Source organism: Salipiger pallidus, assembly GCF_014643635.1.
Taxonomy (GTDB): Bacteria; Pseudomonadota; Alphaproteobacteria; order Rhodobacterales; family Rhodobacteraceae; genus Salipiger; species Salipiger pallidus.
The window spans coordinates 106116-120055 of the sequence record NZ_BMJV01000009.1 but is presented as its reverse complement, the minus strand read 5'-3'; the positions used below and the strand labels follow the sequence as shown (position 1 = coordinate 120055).

Genomic DNA, 13940 nt, shown 5'->3' with positions numbered 1-13940 from the left:
GATGGCGTACAGGAATGCTCCCCTCACCCTGTCCGAGTACGAGGACCTGCTTCGCCTTGGGAGGGACTATCGGCTCGATGCCCTCCGGATCCATCGCGGCGACTGGTACCTCGACGTAAGCTTCGGGCCGGGCCCGGCCATCTCGGCCTCGGCGGGTGACTCTCTTCGAACCGAAGGTCCTGAGCCGCCTGCCCCTGGGCAGGCGACACCGGCAGACACCGTGACGCACTCCATCGTCGCCCCGGTGTCCGGGATCGTGCATTTGACCGCGGCGCCGGGCGAGCCCGCCCTGGTCGCCGCTGGAGAGAAGATCACCGCAGGGACCACGGTCGCGGTGATCGAGGCGATGAAGATGATGACCAACATTGACAGCGAGTGCGACGGCATGATCGTGGAGGTGCTCGTCGCCGCCGGAGACATGGTGGCCGCCGGGCAACCGCTGGTCCTGATCCGGGAGGCCGAAGCATGATCAAGCGCCTTGTCATAGCCAACCGTGGCGAGATCGCCCTGCGCATCCAGCGCGCCGCGCGCGCGCTCGGGATCGAGACCGTGCAGATCCACAGCACCGCCGATGCCGGGACCTCCTTCGTGCGCGCCGCCGACCTTGCGGTCTGCGTCGGACCGGCCGCCACCGCGGATAGCTACCTGAACATGCCGCGGATCATTGCCGCGGCCCTGGCAAGTGACTGCGACGCGGTCCATCCCGGCTACGGCCTGCTGTCGGAGAACCCCGAATTCGCGGCGCTCTGCGAGGAATCCGGGCTGGCCTTCGTCGGCCCCCGAGCCGAGTGCATCGCGAAGATGGGTGACAAGATCGCCGCCCGCAACGTGATGACCGCCGCGGGTGTGCCCTGCGTGCCCGGCACCAACGATCCGCTGCCGGACGATCTCGACGCCTGCCGCACGGTGGCGGCGGGGATCGGCTATCCGGTGATCATCAAGGCGGCCCACGGCGGCGGCGGGCGCGGCATGCGGGTGGTGCGCCAGTCAGACGATCTTGCGGCGGCGCTGAAGACGACGCGCGCCGAGGCTCGCAACGCTTTTGGCGACGACACGCTGTTCATGGAGCGCTTCCTCGACCGGCCGCGCCACGTCGAGATCCAGATCCTCGCCGACGCCCATGGCAACGCTGTGCATCTCGGGGAACGCGACTGCTCGATGCAGCGCCGTCACCAGAAGGTCATCGAAGAAGCGCCGGCCATGGGCGTCTCCCGCGCCCTGATCGACGCCACCGCCGCAGCCTGCCTGCGCGCCTGCCGCGATCTCGGCTATGCCGGGGCCGGGACTTTCGAATTCCTTTACCAGGATGGCGAGATGTTCTTCATCGAGATGAACACCCGCCTGCAGGTTGAGCATTGCGTGACCGAGGCGATCACCGGGATCGACATCGTGCAGTGGCAGCTGCGCATCGCGGCAGGGGAACCGCTGACCCTTCGCCAGGAAGACATCGCCCTGCACGGGCACGCCATGGAGTGCCGGATCAACGCCGAGGACCCCGAAACCTTTGCACCGACGCCGGGCCGGGTCCGCGACTTCATTCCTCCGGCCGGAAACGGCATCCGGGTCGAAACCCATCTCGAGCCCGGAGCCGAGGTGCCACCCTACTACGACGGCATGGTGGCCAAGCTCGTCACCTCGGGCCGGGACAGGACAGAGGCCATCGACCGGATGATGGGCGCCCTCGCGGCGCTGCGCATCGACGGCATCCAGAGCAATGCGCCGCTGCACCGCCGACTGCTGAGCCATCCCGCGTTCCGGGAGGAGCCGCAGACGATCCACTTCATCGAACATCTCATCGCGCCGGAGGCCTGACATGACGAGTCCCGCAGCGCATGTCTCCGAGATGGGCGAGAGCGCCCTGCTGATCCAGAGCGGCGGGCCGATGTCGCTCGACGTCCAGCGCCTGTACTGGGCGCTTGACCGCAGCTGCCGCGATCTTCCCGGCGTGACCGAAACCGTGCTTGGCGTGCATTCGCTGCTTGTGCGTTTCGATCCGCAGGCCGAAGTGGCGGAAACCGCGGCGCGCCTTCAGGATCTCTGGAACGAGACCCGGCCCGCCGATGGACAGGGCCGGCTCGTCGAGATCCCCGTGCATTACGGCGGCGAGGACCTCACGGAGCTCGCCGCGTGCCACGATCTTCGCATCGACGAAGTCATTGCCCTGCACACCGCCCCCATCTACACCGTCTTCGCCCTCGGCTCGCAGCCCGGATTTCCCTACTTGGGCGGGCTCGATCCTCGGCTCGCGACGCCGCGCAGATCCTCGCCGCGGCAACGCGTCGACGAAGGCAGCGTGGTAATCGGCGGTGAACAGGCGGGCGTGATCGCCCGCACCTCGCCCTCGGGCTGGCACATCATCGGCGCGACGCAGGTCAGCCTCTTCGACCATGCCCGCGACGAGCCAGCGCTGCTGCAGCCCGGCGACCGGTTGCGTTTCAGCGTCGAGGAGGTCTCCGCATGATCCGCATACTCAATCCCGGCCTCGGAGCGGCGGTTCAGGACCTTGGGCGGAGAGGCCTTGCGAACATCGGTGTCGGGCGCTCCGGTGCCATGGATCGTCGCGCCCTGAGGGTGGCCAACGCAATGCTCGGCAATGCCGAGGAGGCGGCCGGCCTCGAGATCACGCTCGGTGGTTTCTCCTTCGAGACGCTGGAGCCCGTCGCCATCGCGCTTGCCGGGGCAGATACCGAAGCGACGCTCGACGGCCGCCCCCTCCCCCGCTGGTGGGCGCGGACCCTCTTGCCCGGACAGGTCCTGAGGATGGGTCACAGCCGCACCGGAATGCGCGGTTACATCGCCGTCTCGGGGGGCCTCGACGTGCCCGAGGTGCTCGGGTCGCGCGCCACCGATGCAAAGGGCGGCTTCGGCGGCCACGACGGTCGCCTGCTGAAGGCCGGGGACACCCTGACCACCGCGGCGGAGAGCAGCGGCACGCGGGCCCTGGACTACGGGCTCAGTCCCCGCGCCTGGCCCGATCTCTGGGCCGACGGCTCGGGCGAGACCGAGGTCCGCTTCGTGCCCGCCATGGAATGGGCCGACTACGACGAGAAGGCTCGCGCCCTGTTCTGCGCGACCGGCTGGACGATCGAGCCGGCGAGCAACCGCATCGGCTATCGCCTCTATGGGCCGGAGATGGTGCCGACAATTCGCCGCGAGCTGTTGTCGCATGGCATCCTGCCGGGAACGATCCAGCTTCCGCCCTCGGGGCGGCCGGTCGTCCAGATGCTGGACGCCAACACCGTCGGGGGCTATCCGAAACTGGGGGTCGTCATAGACGCGGACCTGCCGCTGCTGGCGCAGGCGACGCTGGGCAGCACGCTGCGCTTCCGCGAGTTCTGCGCCGCGGAAGCACGCGCCGCACGCCGCGAAGAAGATGACCTCGTCTCGGCGATCCGCCGCGCAACCTCACATCAACGAAAGGGATAGGCCGCATGGAAATGACATCCGACCTCCGCACCCTCGAGGACATCTTGGCCGTGTCCCGGAAATTTGGCGTCACCGCGCTGACATTTGGCCTGCCGGATGACCGGATCGAGCTTCGCTTCGCTGAGGCTGCCTGCCCCACTGCCGAGACCCTGCCCGCAGAGATCCCCGCAGAAGCGGCGGTTTTCGTCACAGCGGACACGCCGGGGCTGTTCCAGCCCCAGATCACCGAGCTGCCGCTGACTGTGTCCAAAGGCGACATTCTTGCCTTCCTGAATGCCGGCCCGGTTCGAAACACCCTGACCGCCCCCTGCGACGGAACGGTCACCGAGCAGCTTGCCGAGACCGACAGCCTCCTTGGTTGGGGCAGCCCCGCGTTCAAGATCACGACCGGAGCCTGAGACACATGCGACAGATCGACGTGAACTCGGACCTTGGCGAAGGTTTCGGCCCCTATCGCATTGCCCCTGACGCCGAGCTGATGCCCCTCATCACCTCGGCAAACATCGCCTGCGGTGGACATGCCGGAGACCCGGAGGTCATGTGCGAGACCATCGACCTCGCGGCGGAAAATTCCGTGCGCATCGGCGCCCATATCGGGTTCCCCGACCGCGCCGGGTTCGGGCGGCGTCCGATGCCGATGACGCACCGCGAGCTCGAACTGATGACCGTAACACAGCTCGGTGCCCTGCAGGGCGTGGCGCGTCTGCGAGGCAGAACGCTAACCCATTTTAACTTCCATGGCGCACTGGGAAACCTCTCCTTCGCCGACGCGGATGTCGCGAAAACTCTCCTGCGGGCTGTCAAGGCGGTGGACCCTGCGCTGACCTTCATCGGCCTGCCGGACACCGAAGCGACCCGCGCCGCCGAGGCGCTCGGCCTGCCGGTCATCCGCTCCTTCCTCGCCGATCGAGGCTACAGCGCCCCGGGCCGGCTGGCACCGCGCGGCGCCGAAGGCGCGTTGATCCATGATCCTGAGGCGGTCCGTGAACGGGTCGCGGAGACACTTGCAACCGGCATGCTGCGCCTCACCACCGGGGAAATGGTCCCGATGGAGGTCGACTCGGTGCTCGTGCACAGTGATACGCCGAGCGCGCTGGAACTGGCCCATGCGATCCGCGCGGGCATTGCCGACAGCGGCTGCAGTATCGCCCCCTACGCAGCGTAGAGATGCCGCACCTCTGCGACTGGTCTCTTCAACTCATGTGGGCACGCGGCTTCTCATGCGCTATGAGAATGTATTCCACGGCAGACCAACCCGGACAGGTGCGGCATGATCACCTTCAAGCAACTCGAAGCCATCTACTGGATCGCCAATCTCGGTAGCTTCGCCGCCGCCGCCGACAAGCTCTGTACCACCCAGTCGGCGGTGTCGAAACGGGTGCAGGAGCTGGAAGCCCAGTTCCAGATCGAGATTTTCGATCGCTCGAGGCGCACCGCCCGTCTGACCGACAAGGGCAATGAGATCCTCTCTTTCGCCAAGAAGCTGCTGAGCGATCGCGACCAGATGATCGAACGCGCCAGTTCGAACGAGGTCATGTTTCGCCGCCTACGTATAGGTGTCACCGAGCTCACCGCGATGACCTGGCTGCCCAAGCTGGTCAGTGTCATCCGCTCGGAATTCCCGAGAGTCAGCATCGAGCCCGAAGTGGAACTGAGCGCCACCTTGTTCGAGCGGTTGATCGAGGATTCCATCGACCTGATCGTCGTACCGGACGTCTTCGATGACAGCCGCTGCGTGCGCTTGCCGATCGCCCCGGTCGAGAATGACTGGATGGTCGCCCCCAGCCTTTATCGGGGGGACATCCGTCTCAGGCAGGAGCAAATGGCAGAATTTACCCTACTCGTTCAGGGAAACCGGTCCGGCACAGGGATTATCTACAACCGATGGCTCGAAGAGCAGAATTTTCAATCAAACAGAACAATGCAATGTGAAAGCCTCATCGCGCAGATCGGCTTCACCGTGTCAGGTCTCGGAATCAGCTATCTGCCGGTTCCAGTGACACAGCCGCTGATAGATGCTGGCCACCTAAGGCGCCTTCCCACCGAGGGCAGGCTGCCGCATGTGAAATATTCTGTCCTCTACAAGAGCGATCGAACCTCGAAGTTTCGGAAACACATCGCAGACCTCGCAAAGAAGAGCTGCTACTATAGCAGCTTTTTCTCCCCAAAGATGTGATCTCGCCCCGTCGGCTTCACCGGCGGGAGCAGGTCAGCGGGGCAGCCATTGGGGTGAGGTGCGTCTACCGTGGGGCAAAACTGATTTAGCTTACTGACGCCTACAAACCGATCTGCGCGATGGAACAACTGCGGATATGGTGGCGACGTTGCACAGACTATTCCCATGGCGGGTCAGGCCGCTGACCGTTGCGACTATTCCAAAACGCGAGCGCGCCAGCCGCTGATGAAAAACTCCGCTAACTTGGCTACTATCTTGTGCACACATGGCGGACCTCCCCATGCCAGCAAGGCTACGTAGGAAAAGGCCGCTCAAAATCAAAATCGTCGTCATATTTCGCCGCGAGAAAGTTCACGAAGCGGCGATGAAACTGGCGTGTGTGGTCGTGCGCCAACTGGTCGGCCTTAGCGACATCCTGGCGGCGGATGGCCTCGATCATGTCGACGTGGTCCGAATTTAGCAACTCGTCGCTTTCCGAGTTCTGGATGAACTCGAAGTGCATGTGCAGGATCCGCCGCCCCTCATCCAGCAGATGGCCATAGCTTCGCGCGAGGTAGAAGTTCTTGCCGGCCTCGGCGACTGCCATGTGGAAATCGCGGTTGCTCGCAGACATCGCTAGGAAATCGTTGCCCTCGCAGGCCTGGTCAAAGGCGCGCGCGAGCTTCTCCATGGCCACGATGTCGGCGTCGGTGCGGTGCCGGGCGGCAAGGCGGGTATTTATCCTCTGCAGGAAATCGAGTGCCTCAACATAGCGCGGAAACTCCGCGAGGTTCACCGGGGCGACAAGTGTCGAGCGGTTCGACAACGTGACCACGAGGCCCTCGGCTCCGAGACGAATGAGAGCCTCACGGATCGGCGAGCGCGACATCGCGAATCTTTCCGACAGCGTGGTCTCATCAAGCGGCGCGCCGGGCTCTAGATCGAGCGTCAGGATCTCCCGCTTCAGCTCGTCATAGACGTAGCGCGCGCCCAGCCCTTTCGCCTGCTTTTGTGCAGTGCCCTGACTCTTCGTCATTTCTCTAGCCTTCGTCATCTTCGCTTTCCCGATGCTTTATCGCCCTGCTTTGCAGAATATCAAATCTATTGACATGGCGGCACTGTGTCGACAATCCTATCTTGTACACACGGTGCCGACACAGGGAGAGTAAAAAAATGAAAATTCTGACTGGCCTACTTTTGACCGGAACCGCGCTAGCCACTCCGGTATTTGCCGATGTCGCCGCGGACAGTCGCCTGAACACCGTCCTCGACCGCGGCACGCTGATGTGCTCGGGCCACAATGGCTCGTTCCTCGGCTTTGCCGAGGTCGACGATAAAGGGAACTGGAAGGGCGTTGACATCGACCTCTGCCGCGCGCTTGCGGCAGGGCTCTTCGGCACCTCCGAGGGACATCTAGAGATCGTTCCTGTCTCCTGGGCCCAGCGTTGGCCGGCCTTGCAGTCCGGCGATATCGACGTGGTCATCAAGGTCTCTGGCTGGACCCAGAGCAGGGACACCGAACTGAACCTCTCGTTCAGCCGTCCGTACTTCATCGGTGCCTTCCAAGCCATGTCCCCGGCATCGCTGGGGGCGGAATCCATTGCAGATCTCGACGGTGGCTCGATGTGCGCGGCCGCAGGGACTTCGACCGAACGCGCACTTGCAACTTATCTCGAAAGTAACGGCATCCAGGCCGAGGTCCTCACCTTCGAAAACGGTGACGAACTACGGAACGCTTACTTCGAGGGTCGGTGCGACGGCTACGTAGAATGGGCCCCCTCGCTGGCCGCAGCCCGGGTCGATGCACCCGACGGCGCCGAGGCTCATACCATCCTGCCCGATGTCATCGACCTTGAGGCCGAAGGCATCATTGTGCCCGAGACGGATCCGGACTGGCTCGACGTGCAGAACTGGATGATCTCTTCGCTGTGGTTTGCCGAGGCCAACGGCATCACTTCTGAAAATGTCGACGAGATCAAAGCGAACCCGACCTCGAGTGCCATCGAGAAGTTTCTCGGCGTGACTCCGGGCTACGGCGAGCGGCTGGGGCTCTCGGACGATTGGGCCTACAACATGATCAAGGAGGTCGGCAATTTCGCCGAGATCTATGATCGCAACATCGGTGCTGGTTCGCCCTACAACCTGCCGCGTGGCGTCAATGCGCTCTATTCAGATGGTGGCGTGTTCTTCCCGATGATAATCGACTGACCGCCCCTGGCAGGACTGGGCGCAGCGCCGCGTCCTGCCAGTCACCCCGGCCCCCCCCTCTATTCAGGAGACGCAGGACATGCCAGCGTTTCTCAACAGTCGAGCCATGCGCGACGGCGCAGCGCAGACCGCGTTTGTAGGTGCGTTGGTCCTGCTCGTCGGTATCGCGATCGTCACCGCCCGGGCCAATCTTGAGGCGCAGGGTCTCAGCGCTGGATTTGGCTTTCTCGAGCGCGCCACTGGCTGGCGTATCAGTTTCTCGCTGATCGACTACGATACATCCTCGCCCTACTGGAAAGCCATCCTCGTCGGCGTCCTCAATTCGCTGTTCCTTGGCGCGATCGCGCTGCCTCTTGCAACGCTTCTCGGGGTCACTGTCGGGGTCATGCGCACCTCGGGCAACGGCATGGCAGAACTGCTCGGCACGGTCTTCGTCGAGGTCTTCCGCAATGTGCCTCTGCTGCTGCAATTGCTTTTCTGGTATGCGATCCTGCTGTCCCTGCCCTCGCCTCGGGACACCGGACTACTTCCTGGTGGCATCGCCCTCAGCGGCCGCGGCATCTATGTGCCGGGACTCAACGTTACCGGTGGGTCGGTTTTCATCGCCATACTGCTGGTCCTAGCCGCAGCGGCTATGGCGCTCTGGCTCAAGAGCGCGCGTCTGGTCTCGGCACCGCCTCGGGCGGTGCGCCGCGCTATCCGAGCCACATGGGCGCTTGGCACTACCGCTGCGGTCGCCGCGCTGTGGATCGGCCGAATTCCTGAGACAGCACTACTCAGCATTCCCGTCCAGCAGGGTCTGAACTACCGTGAGGGCATTCGCATCTCCCCGGAACTGATGGCCTGCGTCATCTCCATCTCAATCTACGGTGCGGCCTATATCGCCGAGATTGTCCGCTCAGGCATCAACGCCGTTCCCAAGGGGCAGGCCGAGGCCGGGCGCGCGCTGGGGCTCAGCAGCTGGCACATCTTCAGCCGCATCCGCCTGCCGTTGGCGATCCGGATCGTGATGCCGACGATGATCAACCAGTACGTCTGGCTCTTCAAGGCGACCACTATCGGCATCGCGATCAGCTTCACCGACTTCTTCATGGTCATTTCCACATCGATCAACCAGTCGGGCCAGACCCTCGAGCTCATCGGCATCCTGATGGGGGGCTTCCTGATCATCAACTATTCGATCGCCTGGGTCCTGAACCGGCTCAATGACGCCATCGCCCTCAAGGGCACCCAGCTGAGGATCTGAGCGATGCAGGAGCTTGTTCCACATACTACGGCGATACGCCCTAGCCCCTTTAGTTCGCTGCGCGCCCGCTATTTCTCTACTCCTCTGAACGGCGCCGTCACTCTCGTTTGTGCGACCGTCGCGCTCTGGCTCCTCTGGTCGGCGTTTGATTGGGCGGTGCTGCATGCGGTCTTCGGTACCGGGCAGCGGGAGGCTTGCCTTGCCGCCGAAGGCGCCTGCTGGAGCGTCGTGTCGAGCCGCTGGCGCATCGTCCTCTTCGGTCTCTACCCCTTCGAGGAACAATGGCGCTCGGGCTTGGCATGCTTGGTCATGGGTGCCGTCATAGCGCTGTCCTGTGCGCCGTGGTTCTGGAACGCGCGGCGTCTGCCCCTGCTCTGGGTCACTGGATTTGCCACCTTCTACTTGCTGATGCGCGGCGGGTTCTTCGGCCTCCCCGTGGTGACCGAGCAGAACTGGGGCGGGCTCTCACTGACCCTGTTCATCTTCGCGGCGGTCTGCATCCTCGGTATGCCCCTGGCGATCTGCTTCGCGTTGCTGCGGCGCTCAAAACTGCCTTGGATCGCTCGAACCATGGCGCTGGTGATCGATACAATTCGGTCTCTGCCGTTGCTGTCGATTATGTTCACCTTTGCCATCGTGCTGCCCTTCGTTCTTCCGGGCTGGCTTACCGGCGACAAGCTTTACCGGGTGATAGTTGGTTATGCGCTTTTCTTCGCCTGCTACCAGGCGGAGATCATCCGCGGCGGCATCCAGGCGCTCCCGGCCGGGCAGGAAGAGGCAGCCATGGCGCTCGGGCTCGGATACTGGCACCGCGTTGGCTACATCGTGCTGCCGCAGGCGTTCAAGAACGCCTTGCCGCCGACGATCAATCAGGTCGTCATCACCTTCAAGGAAACCTCGCTGGTCACGATCATCGGCTTCTTCGATGTGATGGCAAGCGGCCGGGCGGCCTCGGGCACCGCGGAATGGAACTTCGCTGTGATCGAAATCTACGTCTTCGTCGCTCTCATCTTCTTCGTCTTCGTCTTCTCGCTATCCCGCTACGGGGCCTATCTCGAACGTCGCCTCGACGTCGGTCGCCGCTAAGGAGAACTCTCATGTCTGACACAGCCATCCACATCGCTCAGATGCAAAAGTTCTACGGCAGCTTCCATGTCCTGAAGGACATCAACCTCGATGTCGCGCGCGGTGAAAAGATCGTCATATGCGGACCCTCGGGGTCTGGTAAGTCGACGCTAATCCGCTGCATCAACCGACTGGAAGAGCATCAATCTGGCACCATCGAGGTGATGGGGACCGCTCTCGACGACAATGTACACCACATCGACGAGATCCGCCGCGAGGCCGGCATGGTTTTCCAGAACTTCAACCTATTCCCGCATATGAGCGTTCTCGACAATTGCACGCTGGCACCCATGCTAGTGCGCAAAACCCCTCGCGCCGAGGCGGAGGAGACCGCCATGCGCTACCTCGAGCGGGTAAAGATTCCCGACCAGGCGCGCAAATACCCCGGCCAGCTCTCTGGCGGCCAGCAGCAACGGGTGGCGATCGCCCGAGCACTGTGCATGAACCCCGAGATCATGCTGTTCGACGAGCCGACCTCTGCGCTCGACCCCGAGATGATCGCAGAGGTGCTCGACGTCATGGTCGGCCTCGCGCAGGAGGGTATGACCATGGTTTGCGTTACGCATGAGATGGGTTTCGCGCGGCAGGTCGCGGACCGGGTGATCTTCATGGCCGATGGCCAGATCCTCGAGCAAGCACCTCCCGCAGAGTTTTTCGGCGCCCCGAGAAACGAACGCACCCGCGCATTCCTGGGACAGGTTCTCGGACATTGACCTGCAAGGTGCCGCGCAGGGGCGCTCCCTCCCATGCGGCACCTGCACCGGTGCGGTCGGGCATCGCCAGGCCGCACCGCCCTTCGCCTCGCCGAACGCAGCCAGCGTTCCTGGCGCATGAACACCTACGAAAAAGGATCGAACCATGACCTACAACCTCAAGCTCTCGGGCGTGATGCCCGCGCTGGTCACTCCTTTCGACGCCGACGGCAAGATCGACTTCGCCGCCTTCGAAAAGCACCTGACCGAACTGCGTGCCGTCGGCGTGACCGGCTGGGTGCCCTGCGGTTCATCGGGCGAGTACAACTTCATGTCGGATGACGAGCGCGCGCAAGTGTTGAAATTCGTCGCTGACTTCGCCAACGAAGACGAGATCCTCATCGCGGGCACCAATGCACCGCACACCGCTGGAGTCATCGCCAATACCTTGAAGGCGAAGGAACTGGGCTATCACGCGGTCCTGCTGGCGACGCCCTTCTACACAAAGCCAACTGACGCCGAGCTTGAGACCCATTTCCGCGCGGTGCTCGATGCCACCGATATGAACATCGTGCTTTACTCCTACCCGGACAAGGACGGCATCGAGATCTCGACAGACCTCATGGATGCGCTGGCCGATGATCCACGCATCATCGGCATCAAGGAAAGCTCGGGCTCGCTGCAGCGCGCCGTTACCATTGCCACCCGCTATGAGGGGCGCATCCAGCTGGTCTCGGGCTCGGACGACATTGCGCTCGACTTCATGTTTTGGGGCGCCGACAGCTGGATTTGCGGCCCGGCGAACTGCATGGGCAAGGCGGTCTGCGATCTTGACCGCAGCTACCGAGCCGGTGATCTTGCCAAGGCCAAGGCGCAAATGGCCACGCTCTACAAGGCGATGAACATCCTTGAGTCGGGCAAGTTCGTGCAGAAGCTGAAGTATGGTTGCGAACTGCAGGGCACTCCAGTCGGCGAATGCCGCATGCCGCTTGGTCCGCTCACCGCGGACGAAAAGGCGGCCTTCAAGGCGGCCATGGACCCCATCCTCAGCTGGTGACAGCTTCGCGCCGGGGGCGTTAACTATGCCCCCGGTCCCCTTCGAATTTGCAGAGGCCCGTGGTGACCACGTACTCCCGCCCACAACACACGCTTGTCATCGGTTCCGGCATCATCGGTTCCGCCATCGCCTATGAGCTGATCAAGCGCGGCCGCAGGGTCACGCTGCTCGACCGCGACGAACCGGGGCGCGGCGCCTCCTTCGGGAATATGGCTTCGATTGCGGTGACCGAATTCTTGCCTGCCTCGCGGCCCTCGGTCTGGCGTCAGATCCCTGGCTGGATGATGGACCCCGAGGGGCCAATCCGTGTGCGCCCCGGTTACATGCCGCGGCTTGTTCCGTGGTTTCTCCGCTTCCTGATGGCTTCGCGCCCCAGCAAATTGCGCGCGCTCGAGGCGGGCGGCGCGGCGCTCTGCGCCCGCGCGTTGGCAGACACTGAAGCGCTCTTGTCGGAACTCGGAGCTGGCGACGAGCTGACCCCTACAGGCTGCCTGTCGCTCTACAGCGACGAGGCCGAGTTTCGCGCCGACCGCGACCATATCGAGCTCCTCGAGCGCTTTGGCTTTGATCATGAGGTGATTGGGGCGGAGCGCCTACGCGAGCTGGAGCCCGCGCTGACCCCGGCGATCGGCAAGGCGGTGGTTTTTCCCGACAACCGCTCGCTGCGCGACCCACACCGCTATGTGACGCGGATCGTCCAGCGGTTTGCCGAGATGGGCGGCCAACTGGCCAGCGGGGAGGTTGTGGGCATCCGTCCGCAGGAGCAGATCACCGAGGTCCAAATCACCACCGGTGAGACGCTACTTGCCGATGAGCTGGTGCTTTGCGCCGGGGCGTATACGGGCAGGCTTTCGGCGATGCTGGGCGAGCCGATCCCGCTCGAGACCGAGCGCGGATATCACACGCAGATCATGGCACCGGGCATATCGCTCGCGCACTCGATCATCTGGCCGTCGCGCGCTTTCATGGTGACGCCGACAGCCGGCGGCATCCGGGTTGGCGGCACAGTCGAGATGGCCGGGCTCGAAGCGGCTCCGGATTTCAACCGCGCCAAGATTACCGTGCGCCGCGCCCGCGAGGCGCTTCCCGATCTGCGCGTCGAAGAGGCGACGGAATGGATGGGGCACCGCCCCGCCCTGCCCGACACGGTGCCGATCCTCTCGGCCTCGGAAAAGGTGCGGCGTGTCTACTACGCCACCGGGCACGGACATCTGGGCGTGACCAATGCCGCCACCACCGCCAAACTCATGGGGCAGCTAATCACCGGCGACAGGCCGGAGATCGACCTGCACCCCTATCGTATCAACCGTTTCTGAAAGGAGCCAATCATGACCGACAAGGTTTGTCTGATCGTTGGCGGCGGCCGCGGCATGGGCGCCGCCGCCGCGCGCGAGATGCACGCCCGCGGCTACAAACTGGTGCTGATGTCCCCCTCTGATAGCTGCGAGACTCTCGCTGCTGAGCTGGGAGGTCTCGCCCGCCGCGGCAAGGCAGAGGTGCAAGCGGATCTTGAGGCCATCGTTTCACTGGCGATGGAACGCCATGGCCGTATCGACGCCGTGCTGCTCCATGTCGCCGGACCGCCCAAGGGCGAGCTGCTGGAGATCCCCGATGAGGAGTGGGACCGCGCCAACGATATGGTTCTGAAGCCGGTGATCCGCATGGCCCGGCTGGTTACCCCGACGATGGAGGCGCAGGGCGGCGGCTCGATCGTCTGCATCACCACTTTCTCTGCCTTCGAGCCGTCGCTGATCTTCCCGACGTCGAGCGTCTACCGCGTGGGCGTGTCGTCCTTTGCCAAGCTCTATTCGGACCGCTACGGCACAGCCAACATTCGCTTCAACTGCCTTCTGCCGGGCTTTACCGACAGCCTCAACCTGCCACAAAAATATGCCGACATGTCCGCGCTCGGGCGGCTCGCCCGCGCTGAGGAACAGGGCAAGGCCGCAGCCTTCCTTCTGTCCGAGGACAGCAGCTACATCACCGGCCAGAGCCTGCGGGTCGACGGCGGTGTCACACGTTCGATGTAAG

At 63.7% G+C, this 13940-nt stretch carries 15 protein-coding genes; 14 read left to right on the top strand and 1 reads right to left on the bottom strand.

The window, feature by feature from the left end:
• Position 1 precedes the first annotated feature (1 nt).
• The 7 genes from IEX41_RS18555 to IEX41_RS18525 all read left to right on the top strand — a co-directional run bounded on the left by IEX41_RS18555 (position 2) and on the right by IEX41_RS18525 (position 5602).
• The gene (locus IEX41_RS18555; protein ID WP_188791813.1) at positions 2–469 is read left to right on the top strand and encodes an acetyl-CoA carboxylase biotin carboxyl carrier protein; all 468 of its coding nucleotides are present in this window, start codon (positions 2–4) and stop codon (positions 467–469) included.
• Positions 466–1812, top strand: coding sequence for an acetyl-CoA carboxylase biotin carboxylase subunit (locus IEX41_RS18550; RefSeq protein ID WP_188791812.1), 1347 nt, complete (start codon positions 466–468; stop codon positions 1810–1812). The genes IEX41_RS18555 and IEX41_RS18550 overlap by 4 nt, the downstream gene beginning before the upstream one ends.
• A 1-nt stretch (position 1813) precedes the next feature.
• The gene (gene pxpB / locus IEX41_RS18545; protein ID WP_188791811.1) at positions 1814–2461 is read left to right on the top strand and encodes a 5-oxoprolinase subunit PxpB; all 648 of its coding nucleotides are present in this window, start codon (positions 1814–1816) and stop codon (positions 2459–2461) included.
• A complete protein-coding gene (locus tag IEX41_RS18540; RefSeq protein ID WP_188791810.1) occupies positions 2458–3426 on the top strand; it encodes a 5-oxoprolinase subunit C family protein in 969 nt (322 codons plus the stop codon). The genes pxpB and IEX41_RS18540 overlap by 4 nt, the downstream gene beginning before the upstream one ends.
• A gap of 5 nt (positions 3427–3431) precedes the next feature.
• Complete coding sequence (locus IEX41_RS18535; RefSeq protein WP_188791809.1) at positions 3432–3824, top strand: hypothetical protein; 393 nt, start codon at positions 3432–3434, stop codon at positions 3822–3824.
• A 5-nt stretch (positions 3825–3829) separates the two neighbouring features.
• Positions 3830–4591 carry a LamB/YcsF family protein gene (locus tag IEX41_RS18530; protein WP_188791808.1) on the top strand — a complete coding sequence of 254 codons (762 nt, stop codon included), beginning with the start codon at positions 3830–3832 and terminating at the stop codon, positions 4589–4591.
• A 105-nt stretch (positions 4592–4696) separates the two neighbouring features.
• Positions 4697–5602 carry a LysR family transcriptional regulator gene (locus IEX41_RS18525; RefSeq protein ID WP_188791807.1) on the top strand — a complete coding sequence of 302 codons (906 nt, stop codon included), beginning with the start codon at positions 4697–4699 and terminating at the stop codon, positions 5600–5602.
• 292 nt (positions 5603–5894) lie between these two features.
• Here the strand turns inward: IEX41_RS18525 and IEX41_RS18520 are convergent, their stop codons facing one another.
• On the bottom strand, positions 5895–6617 hold the full coding sequence (locus IEX41_RS18520) for a GntR family transcriptional regulator (RefSeq protein WP_188791806.1): 723 nt from the start codon (positions 6615–6617) through the stop codon (positions 5895–5897).
• A gap of 137 nt (positions 6618–6754) precedes the next feature.
• Between IEX41_RS18520 and IEX41_RS18515 the strand changes: the two genes are divergently transcribed.
• From IEX41_RS18515 to IEX41_RS18485, 7 genes are all read left to right on the top strand, one after another.
• Positions 6755–7789 carry a transporter substrate-binding domain-containing protein gene (locus tag IEX41_RS18515; RefSeq protein ID WP_188791805.1) on the top strand — a complete coding sequence of 345 codons (1035 nt, stop codon included), beginning with the start codon at positions 6755–6757 and terminating at the stop codon, positions 7787–7789.
• Positions 7790–7868: 79 nt separating this feature from the next.
• Positions 7869–9035 carry an amino acid ABC transporter permease gene (locus tag IEX41_RS18510; protein WP_188791804.1) on the top strand — a complete coding sequence of 389 codons (1167 nt, stop codon included), beginning with the start codon at positions 7869–7871 and terminating at the stop codon, positions 9033–9035.
• 3 nt (positions 9036–9038) lie between these two features.
• Entirely contained in the window at positions 9039–10121 is a 1083-nt protein-coding gene (locus tag IEX41_RS18505; protein ID WP_188791803.1) for an amino acid ABC transporter permease, read from the top strand.
• 11 nt (positions 10122–10132) lie between these two features.
• Positions 10133–10873 carry an amino acid ABC transporter ATP-binding protein gene (locus tag IEX41_RS18500; protein WP_188791802.1) on the top strand — a complete coding sequence of 247 codons (741 nt, stop codon included), beginning with the start codon at positions 10133–10135 and terminating at the stop codon, positions 10871–10873.
• A gap of 145 nt (positions 10874–11018) precedes the next feature.
• Positions 11019–11909, top strand: a complete 891-nt coding sequence (locus IEX41_RS18495) for a dihydrodipicolinate synthase family protein (RefSeq protein ID WP_188791801.1) — start codon at positions 11019–11021, stop codon at positions 11907–11909.
• A 62-nt stretch (positions 11910–11971) separates the two neighbouring features.
• Positions 11972–13225, top strand: a complete 1254-nt coding sequence (locus IEX41_RS18490; protein ID WP_188791800.1) for an NAD(P)/FAD-dependent oxidoreductase — start codon at positions 11972–11974, stop codon at positions 13223–13225.
• Positions 13226–13237: 12 nt separating this feature from the next.
• Positions 13238–13939, top strand: coding sequence for an SDR family oxidoreductase (locus IEX41_RS18485; RefSeq protein WP_188791799.1), 702 nt, complete (start codon positions 13238–13240; stop codon positions 13937–13939).
• The last annotated feature ends 1 nt before the right edge of the window (position 13940 follow it).

What these genes read in the sequence shown, in the direction of transcription:
- IEX41_RS18555 (WP_188791813.1), top strand. Translation starts at nt 2, where the DNA reads ATGGCGTACAGGAATGCTCCCCTCACCCTGTCCGAGTACGAGGACCTG.
- IEX41_RS18550 (WP_188791812.1), top strand. Translation starts at nt 466, where the DNA reads ATGATCAAGCGCCTTGTCATAGCCAACCGTGGCGAGATCGCCCTGCGC.
- pxpB (WP_188791811.1), top strand. Translation starts at nt 1,814, where the DNA reads ATGACGAGTCCCGCAGCGCATGTCTCCGAGATGGGCGAGAGCGCCCTG.
- IEX41_RS18540 (WP_188791810.1), top strand. Translation starts at nt 2,458, where the DNA reads ATGATCCGCATACTCAATCCCGGCCTCGGAGCGGCGGTTCAGGACCTT.
- IEX41_RS18535 (WP_188791809.1), top strand. Translation starts at nt 3,432, where the DNA reads ATGGAAATGACATCCGACCTCCGCACCCTCGAGGACATCTTGGCCGTG.
- IEX41_RS18530 (WP_188791808.1), top strand. Translation starts at nt 3,830, where the DNA reads ATGCGACAGATCGACGTGAACTCGGACCTTGGCGAAGGTTTCGGCCCC.
- IEX41_RS18525 (WP_188791807.1), top strand. Translation starts at nt 4,697, where the DNA reads ATGATCACCTTCAAGCAACTCGAAGCCATCTACTGGATCGCCAATCTC.
- IEX41_RS18520 (WP_188791806.1), bottom strand. Translation starts at nt 6,617, where the DNA reads ATGACGAAGAGTCAGGGCACTGCACAAAAGCAGGCGAAAGGGCTGGGC.
- IEX41_RS18515 (WP_188791805.1), top strand. Translation starts at nt 6,755, where the DNA reads ATGAAAATTCTGACTGGCCTACTTTTGACCGGAACCGCGCTAGCCACT.
- IEX41_RS18510 (WP_188791804.1), top strand. Translation starts at nt 7,869, where the DNA reads ATGCCAGCGTTTCTCAACAGTCGAGCCATGCGCGACGGCGCAGCGCAG.
- IEX41_RS18505 (WP_188791803.1), top strand. Translation starts at nt 9,039, where the DNA reads ATGCAGGAGCTTGTTCCACATACTACGGCGATACGCCCTAGCCCCTTT.
- IEX41_RS18500 (WP_188791802.1), top strand. Translation starts at nt 10,133, where the DNA reads ATGTCTGACACAGCCATCCACATCGCTCAGATGCAAAAGTTCTACGGC.
- IEX41_RS18495 (WP_188791801.1), top strand. Translation starts at nt 11,019, where the DNA reads ATGACCTACAACCTCAAGCTCTCGGGCGTGATGCCCGCGCTGGTCACT.
- IEX41_RS18485 (WP_188791799.1), top strand. Translation starts at nt 13,238, where the DNA reads ATGACCGACAAGGTTTGTCTGATCGTTGGCGGCGGCCGCGGCATGGGC.